Annotated in this window: 18 protein-coding genes; 7 read left to right on the forward strand and 11 right to left on the reverse strand. The window is 66.7% G+C overall.

Going from position 1 to position 22,332, the window contains the following annotated elements; translation table 11 throughout:
* Positions 1 to 68 precede the first annotated feature (68 nt).
* Entirely contained in the window at positions 69 to 1,466 is a 1,398-nt protein-coding gene (locus AC3ANX_RS08435; RefSeq protein WP_488336549.1) for a hypothetical protein, read from the forward strand.
* A gap of 44 nt (positions 1,467 to 1,510) precedes the next feature.
* Here the strand turns inward: AC3ANX_RS08435 and AC3ANX_RS08440 are convergent, their stop codons facing one another.
* The 6 genes from AC3ANX_RS08440 to AC3ANX_RS08465 all read right to left on the reverse strand — a co-directional run bounded on the left by AC3ANX_RS08440 (position 1,511) and on the right by AC3ANX_RS08465 (position 7,123).
* Entirely contained in the window at positions 1,511 to 1,762 is a 252-nt protein-coding gene (locus AC3ANX_RS08440; RefSeq protein WP_488336550.1) for an ATP synthase F1 subunit epsilon, read from the reverse strand.
* An 84-nt stretch (positions 1,763 to 1,846) separates the two neighbouring features.
* Positions 1,847 to 3,301, reverse strand: coding sequence for a F0F1 ATP synthase subunit beta (gene atpD, locus AC3ANX_RS08445; protein WP_488336911.1), 1,455 nt, complete (start codon positions 3,299 to 3,301; stop codon positions 1,847 to 1,849).
* Between the two features lie 46 nt (positions 3,302 to 3,347).
* A complete protein-coding gene (locus tag AC3ANX_RS08450; RefSeq protein WP_488336551.1) occupies positions 3,348 to 4,229 on the reverse strand; it encodes a F0F1 ATP synthase subunit gamma in 882 nt (293 codons plus the stop codon).
* Positions 4,230 to 4,272: 43 nt separating this feature from the next.
* Complete coding sequence (atpA, locus tag AC3ANX_RS08455; protein WP_488336552.1) at positions 4,273 to 5,802, reverse strand: F0F1 ATP synthase subunit alpha; 1,530 nt, start codon at positions 5,800 to 5,802, stop codon at positions 4,273 to 4,275.
* A gap of 2 nt (positions 5,803 to 5,804) precedes the next feature.
* Positions 5,805 to 6,359, reverse strand: coding sequence for a F0F1 ATP synthase subunit delta (locus tag AC3ANX_RS08460; protein ID WP_488336553.1), 555 nt, complete (start codon positions 6,357 to 6,359; stop codon positions 5,805 to 5,807).
* Between the two features lie 191 nt (positions 6,360 to 6,550).
* Positions 6,551 to 7,123 (reverse strand): hypothetical protein, encoded by a 573-nt coding sequence (locus tag AC3ANX_RS08465; RefSeq protein ID WP_488336554.1) that lies wholly within the window; start codon positions 7,121 to 7,123, stop codon positions 6,551 to 6,553.
* A 228-nt stretch (positions 7,124 to 7,351) separates the two neighbouring features.
* Here AC3ANX_RS08465 and AC3ANX_RS08470 point away from each other — a divergent pair, with 228 nt between their 5' ends.
* Positions 7,352 to 8,236 (forward strand): CPBP family intramembrane glutamic endopeptidase, encoded by an 885-nt coding sequence (locus tag AC3ANX_RS08470; RefSeq protein ID WP_488336555.1) that lies wholly within the window; start codon positions 7,352 to 7,354, stop codon positions 8,234 to 8,236.
* Here AC3ANX_RS08470 and AC3ANX_RS08475 read toward each other — a convergent pair.
* The 3 genes from AC3ANX_RS08475 to AC3ANX_RS08485 form a co-directional block, all read right to left on the reverse strand.
* A complete protein-coding gene (locus AC3ANX_RS08475) occupies positions 8,217 to 8,690 on the reverse strand; it encodes a nuclear transport factor 2 family protein (protein ID WP_488336556.1) in 474 nt (157 codons plus the stop codon). The two genes, AC3ANX_RS08470 and AC3ANX_RS08475, sit on opposite strands and share 20 nt — an antisense overlap.
* 146 nt (positions 8,691 to 8,836) lie before the next feature.
* The gene (gene acnA / locus AC3ANX_RS08480) at positions 8,837 to 11,518 is read right to left on the reverse strand and encodes an aconitate hydratase AcnA (RefSeq protein WP_488336557.1); all 2,682 of its coding nucleotides are present in this window, start codon (positions 11,516 to 11,518) and stop codon (positions 8,837 to 8,839) included.
* A 301-nt stretch (positions 11,519 to 11,819) separates the two neighbouring features.
* On the reverse strand, positions 11,820 to 13,481 hold the full coding sequence (locus AC3ANX_RS08485) for an alkaline phosphatase family protein (RefSeq protein WP_488336558.1): 1,662 nt from the start codon (positions 13,479 to 13,481) through the stop codon (positions 11,820 to 11,822).
* Between the two features lie 78 nt (positions 13,482 to 13,559).
* Here AC3ANX_RS08485 and AC3ANX_RS08490 point away from each other — a divergent pair, with 78 nt between their 5' ends.
* From AC3ANX_RS08490 to AC3ANX_RS08510, 5 genes are all read left to right on the forward strand, one after another.
* Complete coding sequence (locus AC3ANX_RS08490) at positions 13,560 to 15,614, forward strand: protein-disulfide reductase DsbD family protein (RefSeq protein WP_488336559.1); 2,055 nt, start codon at positions 13,560 to 13,562, stop codon at positions 15,612 to 15,614.
* Entirely contained in the window at positions 15,614 to 16,432 is an 819-nt protein-coding gene (gene bla, locus AC3ANX_RS08495; RefSeq protein ID WP_488336560.1) for a subclass B3 metallo-beta-lactamase, read from the forward strand. Before AC3ANX_RS08490 ends, bla begins: the two co-directional genes overlap by 1 nt.
* 95 nt (positions 16,433 to 16,527) lie before the next feature.
* Complete coding sequence (locus AC3ANX_RS08500) at positions 16,528 to 18,036, forward strand: circularly permuted type 2 ATP-grasp protein (protein WP_488336561.1); 1,509 nt, start codon at positions 16,528 to 16,530, stop codon at positions 18,034 to 18,036.
* The gene (locus AC3ANX_RS08505) at positions 18,036 to 18,971 is read left to right on the forward strand and encodes an alpha-E domain-containing protein (RefSeq protein ID WP_488336562.1); all 936 of its coding nucleotides are present in this window, start codon (positions 18,036 to 18,038) and stop codon (positions 18,969 to 18,971) included. Before AC3ANX_RS08500 ends, AC3ANX_RS08505 begins: the two co-directional genes overlap by 1 nt.
* 58 nt (positions 18,972 to 19,029) lie before the next feature.
* The gene (locus AC3ANX_RS08510) at positions 19,030 to 20,001 is read left to right on the forward strand and encodes a hypothetical protein (RefSeq protein WP_488336563.1); all 972 of its coding nucleotides are present in this window, start codon (positions 19,030 to 19,032) and stop codon (positions 19,999 to 20,001) included.
* A 20-nt stretch (positions 20,002 to 20,021) separates the two neighbouring features.
* On the opposite strand, the gene AC3ANX_RS08515 is transcribed toward AC3ANX_RS08510, so the two are convergent.
* Positions 20,022 to 20,816 (reverse strand): arginyltransferase, encoded by a 795-nt coding sequence (locus AC3ANX_RS08515; RefSeq protein ID WP_488336564.1) that lies wholly within the window; start codon positions 20,814 to 20,816, stop codon positions 20,022 to 20,024.
* A 257-nt stretch (positions 20,817 to 21,073) separates the two neighbouring features.
* Complete coding sequence (locus AC3ANX_RS08520) at positions 21,074 to 22,327, reverse strand: threonine ammonia-lyase (RefSeq protein WP_488336565.1); 1,254 nt, start codon at positions 22,325 to 22,327, stop codon at positions 21,074 to 21,076.
* Positions 22,328 to 22,332 lie beyond the last annotated feature (5 nt).

Raw genomic sequence — 22,332 nt, forward strand, 5'->3', positions numbered from 1 at the left:
CATCTCCCAGCGGCACGGCCAAGATCGCGATTTCCCGTCCGGCTGCCGGACGTATCGGCCGCGTGGCGATGCTTGCGCTCGCGCTTACGCTCGGACTGGCGCTGCGGCTGAGCTATGGCTGGGGAACACCGCTGTGGCTTGATGAAACATTCAGCGGGGTGATCGCGTCCCAACCCGATTTCAGCCGCCTGCTCGGCTGGTGCCTCACCGAACTGAGCGGCCCGCTGTTCTACATGCCGCTATGGCTGTGGGCACGTATTGCCGGAGATGGCGACACTGCGCTGCGCCTGCCGAGCCTCGCCCTCTCGTTCGGCGCGCCAGCGTTGATCTGGTGGCGTGGCCATCCCAATCGCGACGTGCGTTTGTTCTGGGCGGTGACCGTGCTGCTATGGGGGCCGGCGGTGCTCGTCGCGTCGGAGGCGCGGCCCTATCCGCAGCTGTTTCTTTTGGCCACCGCGCAGACCATCCTCTTTCGCCGGATGATCGCGGCGCCTGGCCGGCGTATCACGCTCACATGGGGCACGCTTACGGCGGCGGCGGTGTTGACTCATTACAGCGCATTGGTGATCGGGGGCGTGCAGAGCGTGCTTTATCTCGCGCATCACCGCCGCGCAGCGCTGGCGACGCTGTGGCCCGCGCTGCTGCCATTCACGGCGGCGGCGGGCTGGATGGCGGTACATCTCCCGTTCGTGCTCGCCTATGCCGCCAAGCATGATGCGGCGTATGCGACGCTGCCGCTGTCGAGCATCGTCACTGTGCCCGCGCTACTGTTCGGTACGCCGCTGGTCGGATTGGTAACGATAAGCGCGATCGCGACGACGCTGGCGCTTAGAGGCAGTCGCATGCGTTGCGTGAACGTCGATGGCGTGGTGTTCCTCAGCGGGGCAATCGCGTTCGCGGTGATCTTTGCGCTCGGGTTCGTGCGTCCTAACTTCGCGCCGCGCTACCTGATGTCGACCATGCCTGCGATCCTGTTCGGCGTTGCCTGCTGGGCACATTGGCAGAGCGCTCGCGACTGGAAGCCAGTGGCAGTCGTGATTGCCGTAACCATGACGGCGGCGGCCGCCCTGCTGCATTCCACGCTCACCGGGCCCGACACCGATCCACGCCATGCTGCGAACATCGAAACCGCTTCGGCCTGGCTTGTGGAGAGGCATCCAACCAGACTGATCCTGTTTTGGGACGGCGCGATCGCCGCCGCCACCCGCGCGGACCGGCTCGGCGAAGTGGGCGGCTTTTTCCTGCGGCGTTTGGGGCAGCCGGCCGCTGTGACCGTGGTGCGAGCAGGCTCGCGCGACAATCCTGCCGGAACGATCGCGATGGCGGAGCAGCGCATGCCTGAAGCGGCGGTGCTGTGGATTACCGATGGGATCCCGACGCGTGATCGAACGCCGCGCGCCACGCCAGGTTATTCATGCCGAACATTCGGCGGCGATGTGATCGTCATCATGGCGTGTCGCCGATGATTCGCAGTGGGGCAGGCCTGTACGTCCGTGCTCCATCCGGCAGTTCAGCCGACCTGTTCGGCCAGCACGATCAGCCCGCTCGCATTGACCTCGGCGAAACCGCCGAGGATCGGGAGCAGCTCGGGCTCGCCCTTGTCGGTGCGATAGATCTGGAGCGCGCCGTCGCGGATCGTCGACATCACCGGAGCATGTCCTTCGAGCACGCCGAAATCGCCCTCGGCGCCGGGGACGACGACCATATGGACCTCCTCCGAGCGGACAAGTTTCTCAGGCGTGACGAGTTCGAAGTGCAGCATTTCAAAGTCCTTCTCCCTCTCCTGTCAGGCGAGGGTGGGAAACGAGCGGGGTGGGAGAGGGTGGGGCCCTCTCCCCGGATCGCTTTACGCGTCCTGCGCCATCTTCTCGGCCTTGGCGATCACGTCGTCGATGCCGCCGACCATGTAGAACGCCGCTTCGGGCAGGTGATCGTATTCGCCTTCGACCACCGCCTTGAACGACTTCACCGTGTCTTCGATCTGGACGAACTTGCCCGAGATGCCGGTGAAGACTTCGGCGACGTGGAACGGCTGCGACAGGAAACGCTGGATCTTCCGCGCACGGCTGACCGTCAGCTTATCCTCTTCCGACAGCTCGTCCATACCAAGGATGGCGATGATGTCCTGAAGCGATTTGTACTTCTGGAGCGTCGACTGTACCGCACGCGCGGTCTCGTAATGCTCCTGGCCGACGACGCGCGGTTCGAGCACGCGGCTGGTCGAGTCGAGTGGGTCGACCGCCGGATAGATGCCCAGCTCCGAAATCGCGCGGTTGAGCACGGTCGTCGCGTCCAAGTGGGCGAACGACGTCGCCGGCGCCGGATCGGTGAGATCGTCGGCGGGAACGTACACGGCCTGAACCGAGGTTATCGAGCCCTTGTTGGTCGAGGTGATCCGCTCCTGAAGCGCACCCATGTCGGTCGATAGCGTCGGCTGATAGCCCACCGCCGACGGGATGCGGCCGAGCAGCGCCGACACCTCAGCGCCCGCCTGCGTGAAGCGGAAGATGTTGTCGACGAAGAACAGCACGTCCTGGCCTTCGACGTCGCGGAAATATTCGGCGATCGTCAGACCCGAGAGCGCGACGCGCGCACGCGCGCCGGGCGGCTCGTTCATCTGGCCATATACCAGCGCGACCTTCGAGCCTTCCGAGATCGCGTTGCCGTCGGCATCCTTGGCGATGACGTTGGCGTCGAGGAACTCGTGATAGAGATCGTTGCCCTCACGCGTACGCTCGCCGACGCCGGCGAACACCGAGGTGCCGCCGTGGCCCTTGGCGATGTTGTTGATGAGTTCCTGGATGAGCACGGTCTTGCCGACACCCGCGCCGCCAAACAGGCCGATCTTGCCGCCCTTCGCGTAAGGGGCGAGCAGATCGATCACCTTGATGCCGGTGACGAGGATCGCGTTCTCGGTCGACTGATCGACGAACTCAGGGGCCTTGGCGTGGATCGGCGAGCGCAGTTCGGTCTGCACCGGGCCGCGCTCGTCGATCGGCTCGCCGACGACGTTGAGGATGCGGCCAAGCGTGGCAGGGCCGACCGGCACCTGGATCTGGTTGCCCGTATCGGTGACGGTCTGGCCGCGCGTGAGACCCTCGGTCGAGTCCATCGCGATCGTGCGGACGGTGTTCTCGCCGAGATGCTGCGCGACCTCCAGAACCAGCCGGCTGCCATTGTTGCTCGTTTCGAGCGCGCTCAGGATCGCGGGCAGATTGCCCTCATCGAACGCGACGTCGACGACCGCGCCGATCACCTGGCTGATGCGGCCTACGTTGTTGGTGGTCGCTGCGGGAGCGATCGTGTCGGGGGCGGTTGCCATTGCTCGTCCTACCTTCTTGCGATTCTTACAGCGCTTCGGCGCCGGAGATGATTTCCACCAGTTCGGTCGTGATCGCGGCCTGGCGGGCTCGGTTGTACTGGATGCTGAGACGCTTGATCATGTCGCCGGCGTTGCGCGTCGCATTGTCCATTGCGGTCATGCGGCTGCCCTGTTCGGACGCGGCATTCTCCAGCAGCGCGCCGAAGATCTGGATCGCGATGTTGCGCGGCAGCAGATCGGCGAGGATCGACTCCTCGTCGGGCTCATACTCGACCGCCGCGCCGCCGTCGTTGACCGGTGCGTCGTCGTTCGCGGGCAGCGCGACGGGGATGATCTGGCGGCCGATCGGCTCCTGCACCAGCGCCGACTGAAAGCGGGCGTAGAACAGGTGCGCGACGTCGAACTCGCCCGCTTCGTAGCGCGCGATCACGTCGTCGGTGATCGCCTTGGCATCGGCGAAGGCGACGGTCTTGATGTGACCCATCTCGTGATCGACCACGACCTGCGTCGGGTAGAACCGCTTGATGACGCGGCCCTTCTTGCCTGCGACATAGATCTTGACCGTCTTGCCGGCCTTTTCCAGCTCCTCGGCCTTGCGGCGCGCGGCGCGGACGATGTTCGAATTGAACGCGCCCGCCAAACCACGCTCGGAGGTCGCGACGATCAGCAGATGGACCTGATCGCGACCGGTGCCGGCGAGCAGCTTGGGTGAACTCTCGCTCACCGTCACCTTCGAGGCGAGGCTCGCCATCACGCGCTCCAAGCGGCTGGCGTATGGACGCGCGGCGACCGCCGCTTCCTGCGCACGGCGCAGCTTGGCAGCGGCGACCATCTTCATCGCCTTGGTGATCTTCTGCGTCGACTTCACCGAGCCGATGCGGATCTTGAGGGCCTTTAAGCTCGCCATCTGGTTCCCTTTGTACCCCCGCGCAGGCGGGGGCACATATCAATTACGCAAAGGTCTTCGCGAACGCGTCGAGCGCGGTCTTGAGGCCGGCCTTGGCTTCGTCGCCGAGATCCTTGGTGTCGCGGATCTTGCCGAGCACGCCGGCGTGGTTCGCACGAAGATCGGCGAGCATTGCCGCTTCGTAGCGCACCACGTCGCCGACCGGCACCGTGTCGAGATAGCCCTGCGTACCGGCGAAGATCGACGCGGTCTGCTCCTCGAACGGCAGCGGCGAGAACTGCGGCTGCTTGAGCAGCTCGGTCAGGCGTGCGCCGCGGTTGAGCAGCTTCTGCGTCGAGGCGTCGAGGTCCGAGCCGAACTGCGCGAACGCCGCCATCTCGCGGTACTGCGCCAGCTCGAGCTTGATCGAGCCCGACACCTTCTTCATCGCCTTGGTCTGCGCGGCCGAGCCGACGCGGCTGACCGACAGGCCGACGTTGATCGCCGGGCGGATGCCGGCGAAGAACAGGTCGGTTTCGAGGAAGATCTGGCCGTCGGTGATCGAGATCACGTTGGTCGGGATGTAGGCCGACACGTCGCCCGCCTGCGTCTCGATGATCGGCAGCGCGGTGAGCGAGCCCGAGCCGTTGTCCTTGTTCATCTTCGCGGCGCGCTCGAGCAGGCGCGAGTGGAGATAGAACACGTCGCCGGGGTACGCTTCGCGGCCCGGCGGGCGGCGCAGCAGCAGCGACATCTGGCGATAGGCGACCGCCTGCTTGGACAGATCGTCGAACACGATCAGCGCGTGCATGCCGTTGTCGCGGAAATACTCGCCCATCGCGGTGCCGGTGTAGGGCGCGAGGAACTGGAGCGGGGCGGGGTCCGACGCGGTCGCGGCGATGACGATAGAGTAATCCATCGCGCCGTTTTCGGTCAGCGTGCGGACGAGCTGCGCGACGGTCGAACGCTTCTGGCCGATCGCGACGTAGATGCAGTAGAGCTTCTTGCTCTCGTCATCGCCAGCGTTGGCGGTCTTCTGGTTGATGAACGTGTCGATCGCAACGGCGGACTTGCCGGTCTGGCGATCGCCGATGATGAGTTCGCGCTGGCCACGGCCGACCGGCACGAGCGCGTCGATCGCCTTGAGGCCGGTCTGCACCGGTTCGTGGACCGACGTGCGCGGGATGATGCCGGGCGCCTTGACCTCGACGCGGCTGCGCTGGTCGGACACGATCGGGCCCTTGCCGTCGATCGGATTGCCGAGACCATCGACCACGCGGCCGAGCAGCCCCTTGCCGACGGGGACGTCGACGATCGTGCCGGTCCGCTTGACGACGTCGCCTTCCTTGATCTCGGCGTCCGAGCCGAAGATCACGACGCCGACGTTATCGGCCTCGAGGTTGAGCGCCATGCCCTGCACGCCGTTGGCGAATTCGACCATCTCGCCCGCCTGGACGTTGTCGAGCCCGAAGATGCGCGCGATGCCGTCGCCGACCGACAGCACCTGGCCGGTTTCCGAGACTTCCGCCTCGGTGCCGAAGCTGGCGATCTGGTCTTTAATGACCTTCGAGATTTCTGCGGCGCGGATATCCATGTTCAGCCTTTCATCGCGTGCGCGAGGGAGTTCAGTCGGGTCTTGATCGACGAATCGATCATCTGGCTGCCGATCCTAACGACCAGCCCGCCGAGGAGCGAGGGATCGACCGTGAGGTCGACGGCGACCTCGCGGCCGATGCGGGTGCGCAACTGCTGCTTGAGCGCATCGACCTGATCGGCCGAGAGCGGGTGCGCCGAGGTGACTTCGGCCGTGGTCTCGCCGCGGAAATCGGCCGCGAGCGCGCGGAACGCGCGGATCGTCGCGGGCAATTGCGAGAGGCGGCGATTGTCGGCGAGTACGCCGAGGAAATTGCGGGTCGTCGCATCGAGGCCCATCGCGTCGGCAGCGGCGGCAACGGCCCCGGCGGCATCCTTGCGCGACACCAGCGGGCTCTGCGTCAGGCGGCGGAAATCGTCGGACTGGTCGAGCGTGGCGCGCACGGTGGCGAGGCTCGCCTCGACGGCGTCGATCGACTTGGTCTCACGCGCCAGCTCGAACAAAGCGGTGGCATAACGTCCGCTTAAGCTGGCTTGAATACCGCCGGATGTCTCCACGCGATCAGGTTCCTCAGGTAAGGGCGAACAGAAGATGGCCCCATGCAAAACACGGCTGCTTGGGCGCGCCTTCCGATGGGATGGCGGGCGGTTAGCATCGGGTTCCGCAATGCGCAAGCCACGTGGGGCGGTCAAGTCCTCGATAGTTACGGGGACGTCGCCGAGGCTTCTGCGCGGCGCCGACCATGAATTCAGCGCGCGTGCGTGGGTGGAGGCGCGGCGAGCACCGCGGCGGTGTAGTTCTCGATTACATACGCGAACGGCGTGCCGTCGGGCAGGACCAGCACCGCACGGTTCTCGATCACCCGCGCCGGGATCGCGAGGTTTTGCGGCCGTGCGGTTCTGTTAGCGGTCCCATCATTTATAGTGTCCCAATCGGCGGGCAGCGGCGACCACAGGATGTGCGCGGAGAGCGTGGTGCGGTGGAAACCGAGCGGCTTGACGATTCGCCCGAACGATCCGTCGGTGGTGTCGAGCGCCTGATTCATTTCAGGCGTGAGGCGCGCGGGTACGTACCAGTTCTCCGCCACCGACAGCACGCGATCGCCACAGCGCAGGTGGACGAGCCGGTAGCGCAGCGGCGTGTCGGCGGCGACGCGCAGACCCGCGCGCACCTCGGCCGGGGCGGGGTGATCGGCGCCGGGCTGGCGATCGGCGACGATCTGCGTGCCCGGCGGAGCGAGGTGATGGCGTGCGCACCACGCCTCGAGTACCAATGTCGCGCTGTCCTGCGTCACCAGCGCGAGCTGGAGCGATTGCAGCATCGCGAGTGCCTCGAGCCGGGCTGTGGGTGTGTCGGGCCAAGGGGCGGCAGCCGCAATCGGCGCTGGTGGGGGCGGGGGCGGGAGCATGGCGGGTCGGTAGCGGGAACGGCGCCGCGGCGGAAGGGAGGACGGCGCTCAAGCGCAATGGCACTTCGTGCGGCGGGTCGCCACGATCGACCGCGCCGGGATTTGCGGATACGGCGACACGTCCAGATGCAAGGAATCTTCGTGCCGCCGATCGAGCCCGACACGCCGCCAGACAGTCGCGCTTGGCGCATCATCCACTTCCCGCCGGTAACGCTGGCGATCGGCATCGTCTTCTATCTTGCCGCCGGCGCTGCCGCGACGTGGGTGAGCCTGACGTTCCCCAAGGTACGTTCGATACCCGCCGAACTGGCTCTGGCGTTGATCGTAGTGGCGATGTTCGTGGCGGGCTATGCCGCGTTCGTCCGATGGATCGAGCGGCGGCCGCTCGCAGAACTCGGAAGGCGCGGCGCGTTGCGCGAATTGGGCGTGGGGCTGCTCGGCGGCGTCTTGCTGTTCTCGATCGTGCTCGGCGTGATCGCGCTCGCCGGCGGCTACCGTGTGGTCGGCGTCAACGACGCGGCCGTGCTGTATCCGGCGGCGGCGCTGTCGATCGTCGCGGCGGTAAGCGAGGAGATCGCGCTGCGCGGGCTGTTCTTCCGCATTGTGGAGCGCTGGCTGGGTAGCTGGACCGCGCTGGTGCTGTCGGCGGCACTGTTCGGGGCGCTGCATCTCGGCAATCCCGCTGCGTCTCTGCGCGCCGCCACCGCGATCATGCTGGAGGCGGGGGTGATGCTCGCCGCTTTGTACATGGTGACGCGGCGGCTGTGGGCGGCGATCGGGTTGCACGCGGCGTGGAACTTCACGCAAGGCGGCATCTATGGCTTCAGCGTGTCCGGCTTCGCGCAATCCGGGCTGCTGCGCGCGCGGATCTCAGGGCCGGACTGGCTGACTGGCGGCGCGTTCGGGGCGGAAGCGTCGGTGCCGGCGGTGGTGGTGTGTACCGGCTTCGGCGTGGCGCTGATCGCTGTGGCGATCCGCAACGGGCGCGTCGTCGCGCCGGTCTGGGCTAGAGCCCGAGCGCGCTGAGACCGGGGTGATCGTCTGGCCGGCGGCCGAGCGGCCAATGGTAGAGCCGCTCGCGCTCCGCGATCGGCGCGTCGTTGATACTGGCGACGCGGCGGCGCATCAGCCCGCGCGCGTCGAATTCCCATAGCTCGTTGCCATAGGAGCGGAACCAGTTCCCGCCGGTGTCGTGCCATTCGTAGGCGAAGCGCACCGCGATGCGGTCGTCGCGAAAGTCCCAAAGCTCCTTGATGAGCCGATAATCCAGCTCGCGCGACCATTTGCGCGTGAGGAAGCCGACGATCGCCTCGCGGCCTTGCAGGAACTCGGTGCGGTTCCGCCAGTGGCTGTCGGGCGTGTAGGCGAGCGCGACACGTTCGGGATCGCGCGTGTTCCATGCATCCTCGGCCATGCGCACTTTCCGCGCGGCGTTATCGGGCGTGGTGAAGGGCGGGAGCGGTGGGCGTTCGGCTTCCATCGGGCAATCCTTTCGTCATCGTGGTAGTGGCGCATCGAACGTGGCGCCATCGTACCCAGGCGCACAAAACCCGCTCGCTTGCCGCGAACGGGTCTTGCACGCGATCACCGGACCCGCGCCCCCGTCGGGAGCGCGGGCTATGTGGATCAGGCCGCCAGCTTGCGCAGCACGTACTGGAGGATGCCGCCGTTGAGGAAATATTCCAGCTCGTTGACGGTATCGATCCGGCAGCGCGTCTTGAACGTCTCGACCGTGCCGTCGGCGCGGGTGAGCGTCACGTCGACGTCCTGACGCGGGCGGATTTCGGCGACCTTCAGGATCGTGAAGGTCTCGGTGCCGTCGAGCTTGAGCGTCTGGCGGGTCACGCCGTCCGCGAACTGGAGCGGCAGAACGCCCATGCCGACCAGGTTCGAGCGATGGATACGCTCGAAGCTCTCGGTGATGACCGCGCGCACGCCGAGCAGGTTGGTGCCCTTCGCCGCCCAGTCGCGCGACGAGCCGGTGCCATATTCCTTGCCCGCGATGACCACGAGCGGGGTGTGATCCGCCTTGTAGCGCATCGCCGCGTCGTAGATCGGCATCACTTCGCCGGTCGGCACGTACTTGGTCACGCCGCCTTCGATGCCGGGCGTCATTTCGTTCTTGATGCGGATGTTGGCGAAGGTGCCGCGCATCATCACTTCATGGTTGCCGCGACGCGCGCCGTAGCTGTTGAAGTCCGCCTTGGTCACCTGATGGTCGAGCAGGAACTTGCCCGCCGGGCTGTCCGCCTTGATCGAACCGGCCGGCGAGATGTGGTCGGTAGTGATCGAGTCGGCGAAGATCGCGAGCGGGCGCGCCTCGACGATGTCCTCGGTCGGCACCGGCGTCATCGTCATGCCGTCGAAATAGGGCGGGTTGGCGACGTAGGTCGAGCCGGCGCGCCACGTGTAGGTGTCCGAGCCCGTAACGTCGATCGCCTGCCAGCGCGCGTCGCCCGAGAACACGCTCGCATAGCGCGACTGGAACATCGCGCGGTCGATGTTGGCGTCCATCAGCTCGCGGACTTCGGCGTTCGAGGGCCAGATATCCTTGAGGTATACGTCGGTGCCATCGGTCGACTGGCCGATCGGCGTCGTGGTGAAATCCTCCACCACGGTGCCCTTCAGCGCATAGGCGACGACCAGCGGCGGCGAGGCGAGGAAGTTGGCGCGCACGTCCGGCGAAACTCGGCCCTCGAAGTTGCGGTTGCCCGAAAGCACCGAGGCGGCGACGATGTCGTTACCGTTGATCGCCTTGGAGATCGGCTCGGCGAGCGGACCCGAGTTGCCGATGCAGGTGGTGCAGCCATAGCCGACCAGGTTGAAGCCGACCGCGTCGAGGTCCGCCGACAGGCCCGACTTGTTGAGGTAATCGGTGACCACCTGCGAGCCTGGTGCGAGCGAGGTCTTGACCCAGGGCTTGGGCTTCAGGCCGAGCGCGTTCGCCTTGCGCGCGACGAGACCGGCGGCGACCAGCACCGACGGGTTCGAGGTGTTGGTGCAACTCGTGATCGCGGCGATCACAACGTCGCCGTCGCCGATATCATGGTCGCGATCATCGACGGCCACGCGCTTGGCGCTGCCGTGGTGATAGATCTTGGCGAGATCGGCGTTGAAGATATCGTCGACCTCGGTGAGGATCACCTTGTCCTGCGGGCGCTTGGGGCCGGCGAGCGACGGCACCACGGTCGACATGTCAAGCGACAGCGTGTCGGTGAACACCGGATCGGCTGCGTCCGCCACGCGCCAGAACCCTTGCGCCTTGGCATAGGCTTCGGTCAGCGCGATCTGGTCCTCGTCGCGGCCGGTCAGGCGCATATAGTCGAGCGTAGCATCGTCGACCGGGAAGAAGCCGCAAGTCGCGCCATATTCCGGCGCCATGTTGGCGATGGTGGCGCGGTCGGCGAGGGTCAGCACGTCGAGGCCGGGACCGTAGAACTCCACGAAGCGGCCGACCACGCCCTTGGCGCGCAGCATCTGCGTGACGGTGAGCACGAGGTCGGTGGCGGTGATGCCCTCGGCCAGCGTGCCGGTCAGCTTGAAGCCGACCACTTCAGGGATCAGCATCGACACCGGCTGGCCGAGCATCGCCGCTTCCGCCTCGATGCCGCCCACGCCCCAGCCGAGCACGGACAGGCCGTTGACCATCGTGGTGTGGCTGTCGGTGCCGACGCAGGTGTCGGGATAGGCGATCTTCTTGCCGTCGGGCGCGACCGAGGACCACACCGCCTGCGCGATGTTCTCGAGATTGACCTGGTGGCAGATGCCGGTGCCGGGGGGCACGACCTTGAAGTTGTCGAGCGCCTTCGAACCCCACTTCAGGAACTCGTAACGCTCGTTGTTGCGCTGGTATTCCAGCTCGACGTTATCCTCGAACGCCTTGGGCGTGCCGAATTCGTCGACCATCACCGAGTGATCGATGACGAGGTGGACGGGGACGAGCGGGTTGATCTTGGCCGCATCGCCGCCAAGCTTGGTGATCGCGTCGCGCATCGCGGCGAGATCGACCACGCAGGGCACGCCGGTGAAATCCTGCATCAGCACGCGCGCGGGGCGATACTGGATCTCGCGGTCGGGTGCGTTGGGGTTCTGCTGCCAGTCGATGATCGCCTGGATATCGGTTTCGGTAACGGTCACCCCGTCCTCGAAGCGGAGCAGATTCTCGAGCAGCACCTTCATCGAGAAGGGCAGGCGGCTGATATCGCCGAGCTTTTCCGCCGCTGCCGCCAGCGAGTAATAGTCGTAAGCGACGCCGTTCACGTCGAGCGTGGCGCGGGTGCCGAGCGTATCCTGGCCGATGGCGGTCATGCGGGTCCTTCCCAAATGAAGCCCCATGACGAAAAGCGCGGCGGGAAGCGGCGGACGAAGCGCCGCACGAGCGCGCCCCGGCTAGGGCGAAAGCGTGAGTCGGGGGTGGCCTTAGCAACCGTACGCGCGATGCGCAAAGGGTTGCGATATCGCGAAATGCCGCATTATCGCTTCTTGCGATGCAATAGCAATAGTGGCGCGCAATAAGGCCGTTTGCCGCGGTTTTGTACGAGTTTATACCGCCGTCGCGTACATAGTCGGGCTGCGGGCGGGTGGCGTCCGGCCTCCCGCCCTGCATGCCTTACGGGCAGGTCGAGCCCGCGCCCGCGTCGAGGTCGAGGCAACGGCCGTCGGGCAGCGGCGCCGTCATCGGCAGATGGATCGCGGCGGCGAGCGTCGGCATGATATCGACCGTCTCGACCGACAGCGGCTGTTCGAACCCGGTCATGCCCTTGCGCCAGAACAGGATCGGCACGCGGCGATCATAGTCCCAGAAGCTGCCGTGCGTCGCGACATAGCCCTTGGTCGGATCGGGGATCGGCATGACGCGCGGTTTCAGCGCGACGACGATATCGCCCGAAACCTTGGGATTGTACGACGCCTTGGCGCGCATGATGAGCGGCCATGTCTCGGGCGGACCGCTCGGGGCCGGCGATGCGGCGATCTCCGCGCCGGAAAAGGCGGCGGCGACGAACGGGTTGGCGCGATAGGCCTTGAGCGCCTCCGCCAGCACGGCAGCATGCTGTCCGGGCGTGAGCTTCGGATCGATCCAGATATCGCCGGATGTCGAATCCCCGAACAGCAGTTGGCCGGAGAGGCTGAGCCGCGCCGCCACGGCGTCGCTGATCGCCTTGGTCGAGAAAGTGGCGTCGGTGCGCACCGCCATGGGTGCGGCGTGTTCGCGGTTGCGTTCGGGGATGTCGTGCCCGCCATGGTCGGCGGTGAGGACGACGAGATAGTCGACGCCTGTCGCGTCGAGCTGGTCGAACAGCTCGCCGAGCGAGTGGTCGAGATTGGCGAGGTTGATGCACATCTCGGCACCCTCGGTGCCATAAGCGTGGCCGACGTAATCGGTGGCGGACGCGCCGATGTCGATGATGTCGGTGGTGCTGCCCTGACCGAGCTTCATGTCGCGTACCATGCCGGCGGCGAGCGCGAGGATCGCGTTGTCGAACTCGGGCGAGGCGCGGAACTTGGTGCGGTTGCCCGCGTCACGCTCGAAATGGCCGGCGCCGACCGTCTTGCCCCCGCCGAGCGGGATGGCGCGATCGCGGCTCTGGCAGAAGTCCGGCACCTCGAACCCCGGCTGCGCCTCGGCGATGCGCGTGGCGACCGCGGCGTTGGCGCGCGTGACGATCTCGGGCGTCTTGCGACCGGCGTGGCTGACGAACGCCTTGCCGTCCCACCACCAGATCTCGTCCAGCGTGGCCTTGTGGCCGCCCATCATCACCGCCGAGCGATCCTTGCCCGACACCGACACGTTGCGGACTTGCGGGTTCGCCCGCTTCATCCGCTCCCCCAGCGTGGGGACGAGCAGGTGCGTGTCGGTGACGGTGTACGCCTCGTGCGTGCTGCCGGCGACGCTCTCGTCCTCCGCGCAGTAGATCTGCTTGTCGGCGAGCGGCGACTTGAGGTTGTACCAGGTGTTGGCGATGATCCCGGTCTTCGCCGGGCGGAACCCGGTGAGAATGGTGGAGTGGCCCGGGCACGTCTCGGTCGCGGCGTGGCTCTGGTAGCCGGAGGGGAAGACGTCGCCGGTCAGCAGCCGCTTGAAGCCCCCGGTGAAGTGGTTGCGATATTCCGCGAACAGATCGGCCGAGAACTGATCGACCGAGATCGCGACGAGCAGCTTGGGCGGTGTCTCGGGCGACGCCGCTGCCGGCGCGGGAGCCGCGGTCTGCGCGCCGATCGGCGCGGCGACCAGCGCCAGCGAAAGGGCGAGCAGGGAGGTTAAACGATTCATGACTTTCCTTTCGCGGCGTTACGAAGCACTCCCGCGCGCGGCTATGGCCGAGACGTGGTTTGCCGACAAGGATTGCCGATGCGTGCGCTTCATTACCTGTTCGTGACGATCCTCGCGATGTTTGCCGCCGGCGCTGCGTGGGCGGATGCGCCCGGCGCGCTCGGCGACGGCCCGCATCTCGCGATCCGGCTGGCGGCGGAGAGCATGACGCCGCAGGCGGGCGGCACGGTCACGCTCGCGCTCGATACGCGGCCCGAACCCGGCTGGCACGGCTACTGGCAGAACCCGGGCGACGCCGGCTTCCCCGAGAAACTCGACTGGACCTTGCCCAAGGGTGCGAGCGCCGATGCGCCGGTCTATCCGGTGCCCGAGCGGCTGCTGGTTGCCGGGCTGATGAACTATGTGTTCGAAAAGCCCTATGCGCCGCTGGTGACGTTACATGTGCCGGTGGGACTTGCGACGGGCACCAAACTGCCAGTCAAGCTTCACGCCGACTATCTGGTCTGCACGACGAGCGTGTGCGTGCCCGAATCGGCCGATCTCACCATCGACCTGACCATCGGCGACGGCGCGGTGACGGCGGGGAATCGCGCTCGCTTCGACGCGTGGCGGCAGGCCATTCCCAAGCCGCTCGGCAGTCCGGCAGCGTTCGAGGTGGCGAACGGCGCGTTGCGGATCGGCGTACCCTATCCAGCGAGCGCGCCGCTGACTGACGCCTATTTCTATCCGATTTCGACCGGCATCGTCGATTATGCCGCCAAGCAGACCATCACGCGCGACGGCGACCGCGTGGTGATCGCCACCAAGCCAGGCGCGGGCGGCACGGGCGCGCTCAGCGGCGTGCTGGCGATCGGCGGCGGCAAGGGGCTCATCGTGCAGGCGAAGCCGGGCGCGGTCGCGGCGGCGGGTGACGCGCCCGACGATGCGGCGAACGGCGCACCCGCGAACGGCGCGCTCACCGCGACGCTGATCGCGCTCGCAGGGGCGATGCTGGGCGGGCTGATCCTCAACGTGATGCCGTGCGTGTTCCCGATCCTCAGCCTCAAGGCGCTGAGCCTCGCGCGCGGGCACCTCGACGAGCGGTCGGCGCGTCACGAGGCGCTCGCCTATACCGCAGGCGTGGTCGCGGTGTGCGTGGCGCTGGGCGCGATCATCCTCGGCTTACGCGCGGGCGGCAGCGCGGTCGGCTGGGCGTTCCAGTTGCAGGATCCACGCGCGATCGTCGTGTTGCTGCTGTTGACGGTGGCGCTGTCGCTCAACCTCGGCGGTCTGTTCGAGATCCCGACCCCACAGTTCGTCAACCGTGCAGGTGGCGCGGGCGGCGCGTTCGCGACCGGTGCGCTCGCCGCGTTCATCGCGACGCCGTGCACCGGACCGTTCATGGGGGCGGCGCTCGGCGCGGCGCTGGTGTTGCCGTGGTATGCGGCGCTGGCGGTGTTCGCCGGGCTGGGGCTGGGGCTGGCGCTGCCGTTCCTCGCGCTCGGCTTCGTACCCGCCTTGCGGAAACTGCTCCCCAAACCCGGAGGCTGGATGGAGACGTTCCGCCGCATCCTGTCGATCCCGATGTGGTTGACCGCGATCGCCTTGGCGTGGGTGTTGGGGCGGCAGGTCGGCACTGATGGCCTCGCGGGCGCGCTGGTGGCCGCTTTGGCGGTCGCGCTGCTGCTGTGGTGGGGCGGCCTTCGCCAGCATCGCGGCAAGCCGTTCGGTGTGGTCGCGCTGGTCGGCATCGTTGCGGTGGCGGCGTTCGCGGGTGGCTCGATCGCGCGCCTGCCCAAGCCGACCGCCGCCGTAGCCTCCTCGGCCGACGAAGAGCCGTTCAGCGAAGACAAGCTCGCGCAGTTGCGCGCCGCCAACCGCCCGGTGTTCGCCTATTTCACGGCAGATTGGTGCCTAACCTGCAAGGTCAACGAAAAGGCTGCGATCGAGACCGACGCAACGCGTGCCGCCTTCGCGAAGAAGAACGTCGCCGTGCTGGTCGGCGACTGGACCAACGGCGATGCCGCGCTCGGCCGCTTCATCGAGGCGCATAATCGCGCTGGCGTTCCGCTGTACCTCTATTACGCACCCGGCGCGGCCGAGCCGCAGGTCTTGCCGCAGGTGCTGACTCCGGGGATACTCGCCGCGCTATGATGAAACGCCTGCTCCTTGCGCTCGCCGCGCTGATCGCCGCACCAGCCGCCGCCGACGGCCCGGCAAGCTGGTCGCAACCGCAGCGGCCGTTCCACATCGCCGGGCCGATCTGGTACGTCGGGACAAAGGGGCTCGGCGTCTATGCGATCAAGGGCGAGGCGGGCACGATCCTCGTCAGCAGCGGGCTTGCCGCCGATGCGTCGCAGATCGAACGCAACCTGCGCACGATCGGCGTGGGGCCGGGGCAGCTCAAGTGGATGCTCAACTCGCACGCGCATTTCGACCATGCCGCCGCCTTCGCACAGCTCCGCCGCGACACGGGCGCGAAGCTCGTCTCCTCCGCCGCCGACGCGCCCGCGCTGCGCGCGGGGCGGCACGAGGCGGATAACGAAAACGGCCACACCCGCTTCCCCGCCGTACCGGTCGATCGCGTCGTGCGTGACGGCGAGGCGGTGCGTCTCGGCGGCATCGTCATCACCGCGACGCTCACGCCGGGGCATACGCCGGGCTGCACCACCTGGTCGATGCCAATCACCGAGCGCGGGCGGATGTTGCGCGTGGTGTTCCCGTGCAGCCTGACGGTCGCGGGCAACGTGCTGAAGGGCAATCGCGCATATCCCGGCATCGTCGCCGATTACCGGAGGAGCTTCGCGCGGATGGGGGCGATGCCCGCCGATATCGTGCTGCCGATGCACCCCGAACTCGCCGACGTGCTCGGCCGCGAGGCACGCGCGCAGGCGGGTGATGCCAATGCCTTCATCGACCGCACGCAGCTTCCTCGGATCGTCAGCGCGGCGCGGGGCGACTTCGGCAAATAGCCCGACGCCGATTTTCCCTTCAAGAAACCGCCTTGTGCGGCGCAACAATCCGTCGCAGCATGCACCTCTGGATCAAGAGGGACGTTACCGGTTCGATGGGAATACCACAGGCGTTCGACGAGATCATGGGTCAGGCCGGGTCGACGACACCCCGCACCGAACTCGCCGCGCTCGGGACATGGATCGACGGCACGCCCGCCGCTGAACTGCGCCGTCGCCAGCAATCGGCCGAGGCTACCTTCCGCCAGCTCGGCATCACCTTCGCGGTCTATGGCGACAGCGACGCGAGCGAGCGCATCATTCCGTTCGACATCGTGCCGCGCATCTTTCTCGCCAGCGAATGGGCACGGCTGTCCGAAGGGCTGGTGCAGCGGGTCGAGGCGATCAACGCCTTCCTCGACGACATTTACGGCGCGCAGAAGATCCTGAAAGACGGGGTGCTGCCCGCCGATCTCGTGCTCGGCAATCCGCAGTTCCGCCGAGAGATCGCGGGCATGCGTCCGCCGCACGGCATTTGGGCGCATATCTGCGGGATCGACCTCGTCCGCACCGGGCCGGATAAGTTTTATGTGCTGGAGGACAATGCCCGCACACCCTCGGGCGTCAGTTACATGCTCGAGAACCGCGAGGCGATGCTGCGGCTGTGCCCCGAACTGTTCGGCCATTTCCGTGTCGCGGCGGTGGACAGCTATCCCGATCGGCTGCTCGAAACGATGCGCTCGGTCGCGCCGCACGCGGTTGCCGCGCCGGTGTGCGTGGTGCTGACACCCGGCCATTATAACTCGGCCTATTACGAACACAGTTTCCTCGCCGATTCGATGGGGATCGAACTGGTCGAGGCGGCTGACCTGTGCGTGCAGGACGATATCGTCTGGATGCGCACGATCGGCGGGCTGGTAAAGATCGACGTGATCTACCGCCGCATCGACGACGATTTCCTCGACCCCGAAGTGTTCCGCCCCGATTCGATGCTCGGCGTGCCGGGGCTGATCCGTGCCTATGCGGCCGGCAACGTCGCGCTCATTAATGCACCCGGTAACGGCATCGCCGATGACAAGGCGATCTACAGCTACATGCCCGAGATCGTGAAATATTATTCGGGCGGCGAGGCGCGGCTGCCCAATGTCGAGACGTGGCGCTGCCGCGAGCCCGATGCCTTGCGTTACGTGCTCGACAATCTCGAACACGTCGTAGTCAAGCTGGTCGACGGATCCGGCGGCTACGGCATGCTGGTCGGGCCAACCGCGTCCAAGGCGGAGATCGAGACGTTCCGCGCCGCGCTGATCGCAGAGCCGCACCGCTACATCGCGCAGCCGACGCTCGCGTTGTCGACGGTGCCGACCCTGAGCGAGGCCGGGCTCGCCCCACGCCATGTGGATTTCCGCCCCTTCGTGCTGACCGGATCGTGCGGGGTTCAGGTCGTGCCCGGGGGGCTTACCCGTGTCGCGCTCAAGGAAGGGTCGCTGGTCGTAAACTCGTCGCAGGGCGGGGGCACCAAGGACAGTTTCGTGCTGATGGACGACGGCGCGATGGTACAGGCGCAGGGACCGGGTGCGATGAGCCAGTCGATGGGCAGGATGTCGCAGACGATGGGCGGCAACTGATGCTGTCGCGCACCGCTTCGTCGCTCTACTGGCTCGGCCGCTACGTCGAGCGTGCCGATTTCATCGCGCGTCTGGTCGAGGCGACGATCCGGCTCGACGCGCTGTCGCCACGCCCGGCGGGCCGGGTCGCGTGGGAGACTGCGCTCGCCGTCACCGACACGGTCGACGCGTTCTCCAGGACCGGCGAGGAGATCGGGCAGGACTCGGTCGCGCGCTTCCTGACGCTCGACGCCACCCATCCGGGATCGCTGGTGCGCTCGCTCGATCTCGCGCGCAACAACGCGCGGGCGGTGCGCACCGCGCTCACGCGTGAGGCGTGGACCGGGATCAACCAGGCGTGGCTGCTGTTCCAGAACCGCGCCGCGCCCGGCGGTGCCGCCGCGACTCTGGCGCTGGCGGAATCGGTCAAGGCGGCGACGCGCGGGTTCGAGGGCGCGATCCACCGCATGCTGCGCAACCAGACGACCTGGTTCATCCGGCTCGGGCAGGCGGTCGAGCGGGCCGACAACACCGCGCGGCTGCTCGACGTGAAATACCACATCCTGCTGCCCGCAGGCGAGCCGGTCGGCGGCGTGGTCGACCGCGACCAGTGGACGACGATCCTGCAAACCGTGTCGGCGGTGACGGCGTATCGCTGGCTCTACTCGGACGGGCTGTTGCCGGCGAACGTAATAGACCTGTTGATCTCACGCGCCGAACTGCCGCGCAGCCTCGCCGCGTCGGTGGAGGAAGCGGTCGAGATCCTGACTTTGCTGGCCAAACGCACCGGCATGCATGGCGAAGCCGACCAGATGGCGCGCGACCGGCACGCCCACATGCTCAAAACGCGATCGAAGGACGTGATCGCCAGCGGGCTGCACCAGTATCTCGAACGGTTTCTGGCGGAGAACGATGAACTGCACTTCGCGATCGCGGGACAGTTCAAGTTCGGGTGAGGGGCATCTGCGCTCTGCCGTTTGCCGTTCAATGCAATCTATCCGGGGAGGGAAGATCGTGGCACACTGCAACAAGATGCTGTCCGTCGCGCATTGTCTGGCGCTGCTGGTCGTCACGTTCGCTTCACCGGTGCAAGCGCAAGGCAAAGCCGGCTCGACTGGCTCAAGCGTGGCGTCGGACGAGGGACGTCCGGGCGCTTGCTCGCTACCGGACGGTTGGTCGCAGGTCGTCGAACGGCGACCGCGCTTCGTCATCTTCGGCGAGGAACATGGAACGAAGCAGGCCCCCGAGTTCGTGGGAAGGGTAGCGTGCGCGCTTGCTGCAAAGGGGCAGCGCATCCTCGTCGCGGTGGAGCATTCGTCCGTAAACGATGCCGCGTTCCAGTCTGCCTGGTTGCTGAAGCAACCGCAGTTCGAAGGCGCGTTGGTGAAAGTGGGCTGGGCGGGCCGCGAGGACGGTGTGGCCAGCGAAGCCATGCTGCGGTTGCTGATCGAGCTTCACGCGTTGAAGGAGGCTGGGCGCGTCATAAACATCGTCGCCTTCAATGGCGCGCGGGATGATGCGCAACGCGATCGCTTCAAGGCGCTACCGGGGCAGGGCCCGCACGAGGCCGCGCAGGCGGAGAATATCCGCGATGCCGCGGCGGCGCATCGGTACGATAATGTCCTCGTGCTGACCGGGAGCCTTCATGCGCGTAAAAACGTGGTGGAGCGTGGGGGCGTGGTGTTCAAACCGATGGCGATGCAGCTTGCCTCGTCGTCCGAGATCGTCTCGCTGTTGATGCGCGCCGGCGATGGAAGCGCCTGGAACTGTATTCTCAAACCGGGTTTCACGCCTGAGAAGGGTAAGCCGATAAGCACGGACGCCGTAACGTGCGGAACCCACCCCCGCCCCAGCACGGTCGCGCTACAGCGTCCGGCCTTCATCTCTTTGGAACCGGTCCCCGGGGTCGAAGCGGATACGGATTATGACGGTATCTTCTGGCTGGGCCACATCGATGGCTCCCCGCCCGCCGTCCCCAAACCCTGACGCTCTGCCGCAGCACGCTCTCAGGCGATCTCATCCGCCAGTATCGAATAATGCTGCGCCGGCGGCCGGTACGTCGCATCCTCGTCGGTCAGCAGCGTCCAGCCCTTGGGCCCGAGCACCTCAATCGGGCGGTAGCGCGTCTTGTACGCCATGCGCGCCGAGCCCTTCACCCAATAGCCGAGGTACACATAGGGCAGCCCAATCGACCGCGCCCGCATGATGTGGTCCATGATGATCATGTTGCCGAAGCCGGGGCGCGCGCCCTCGTCGGCGTCGAAGAAGCTGTAGATCATCGACAGGCCGTCGGCCTGCTGGTCGGTCAGGCAGGCGCCGATCAGCTTGCCGCGCGCGCCGTTCACCGCCGGCTCGCGATATTCGATGACGAAGCTATTGACCGGCGAATGCTCGACCATGTCGGCATAGTCCTGCTCGTCCATCTCGGCCATGCCGCCGCCGGGGTGGCGCGCGCCCAGATAGCGGCGCAGCAGCTGGAACTGCTCGTCGGTCGCCCACGGCCGGCAGGCGGAGACGTCGAGATCGGCGTTGCGGCGGATCTGCTTGCGCTGCGTGGCGTTGGCGACGAACTCCGAGGCGACGACGCGTACCGAGACGCAGGCCGAACAGCCCGCGCAGCTCGGCCGGTAGGCGACCGACTGGCTGCGGCGAAAGCCGATTCGGCCGAGCGCGTCGTTCAGGTCGCCGGCGTGCGGCCCGCGCAGTTCGGTGAAGACCTTCCGTTCCTGGCGGCCGGGCAGATACGGGCACGGCGAGGGGCTGGTGACGAAGAAGCGGGGGAAACGAAATGGCGCACTCACCGCCGGCTGGTCCTTTCATGGCCGCTGCCGATGCAGGGCCTGATCCTCTTATGAATCGCCGCGCCGGTGATGAAAAGCCGCTTTACCATCAATGAAGGTTAACGGCTGCAAAGTTTCATGTCGCGTGCCGATCGGCCTTGCGGAGCCCGAAACGGGTCGGGATCGTCGCACCGCGTGAGACACCCGCAGCATACGCCCCGCAGCGTGCAGCGAAAAGACGCGCGCGCCTCGGTCCGTCGCGCGCGTGATTCCGCTCGTCAGCCGAGTTCGACCGGGCTCACCTCATACCCCTCGGCGTGGAGCGCGGCCTTCAGCCGTTCGAGATGGGCGAGGTCGCGCGTCTCGCACTCGACGTCGAGGCTGAGGCCCTTTGCCGGCAGGTTCGTGAAGATACGCTGGTGCGCCAGTTCGAGGATGTTGACGCGCTCCTGCTCGAAGATCCGCGCCACGCCGTAGAGCGCGCCGGGCTGGTCGCGCAGCACGATGCGCAGCCGTGCCAGCCGTCCCGACCGGGCGAGATCGCGCAGCAGTACGTTGGCGAGCAGCCGCGTGTCGATATTGCCGCCGCACAGGATGATGCCGACGGTCTTGTCGCGAAAGCGCTCGGGATGCTGGAGCAAGGCAGCGAGGCCCGCCGCACCCGCGCCCTCGACGACGGTCTTCTCGATCTGGAGCAGCAGGCTGACCGCTTCCTCGAGACTCCGCTCGCTCACCAGCACGATATCGTCGACCAGGGCGCGGACGATATTCGAGGTGATCGCGCCCGGTTCCTTGACCGCAATGCCTTCGGCCAGCGTATCACCTGCGCATGCCATGTCGGTGCCGTTGATACGGTTGTACATCGAGGGGAACAGTTCGGCCTGCACGCCGATCACCTCGATCGGCGCGCCGCCGCGTTCGGCGCTGATCGCGCGCGCGGTGGTCGACATGCCCGAGATGAGCCCGCCGCCGCCGATCGGCACGATCAGCGTGTCGATCGAGGGGGCGTCCGCCAGCATCTCGATCGCGACGGTGCCTTGCCCTGCGATCACGCGCGGATCGTCGAACGGGTGGACGAAAGTGTAGCCGCGCTCCGCTTCCAGCTCGCGCGCATGCGCATAGGCCGCGTCGAAGGTCTGGCCGAACAGAACGACGTTGGCGCCGTGGCTCTCGGTCTGCATCACCTTCACGGTCGGGGTGGTGGTCGGCATCACGATCGTGGCGGGAATACCGAGCCGGTTGGCGTGATAGGCGAGGCCTTGCGCATGGTTGCCGGCCGATGCGGCGATGACGCCGAGATCGTTCGCCTCAAGCTGCAACAGCGTGTTGAGCGCGCCGCGTTCCTTGTAGGCGGCGGTGAACTGGAGGTTCTCGAACTTCAGATACACGGTCGCGCCGGTCAGTTTCGAGAGCGTGCGGCTGATGAAGGTCGGCGTGCGGACGATGGCGTCGGCGATCCGCGCATGCGCCATGCGAACGTCGTCGATCGTCACGGGCAGGATTTCGGGGGCGGGTTTCGCTTGGCTTGCCATCGTTT

This window comes from Sphingomonas sp. BRN-1R, assembly GCF_057748035.1.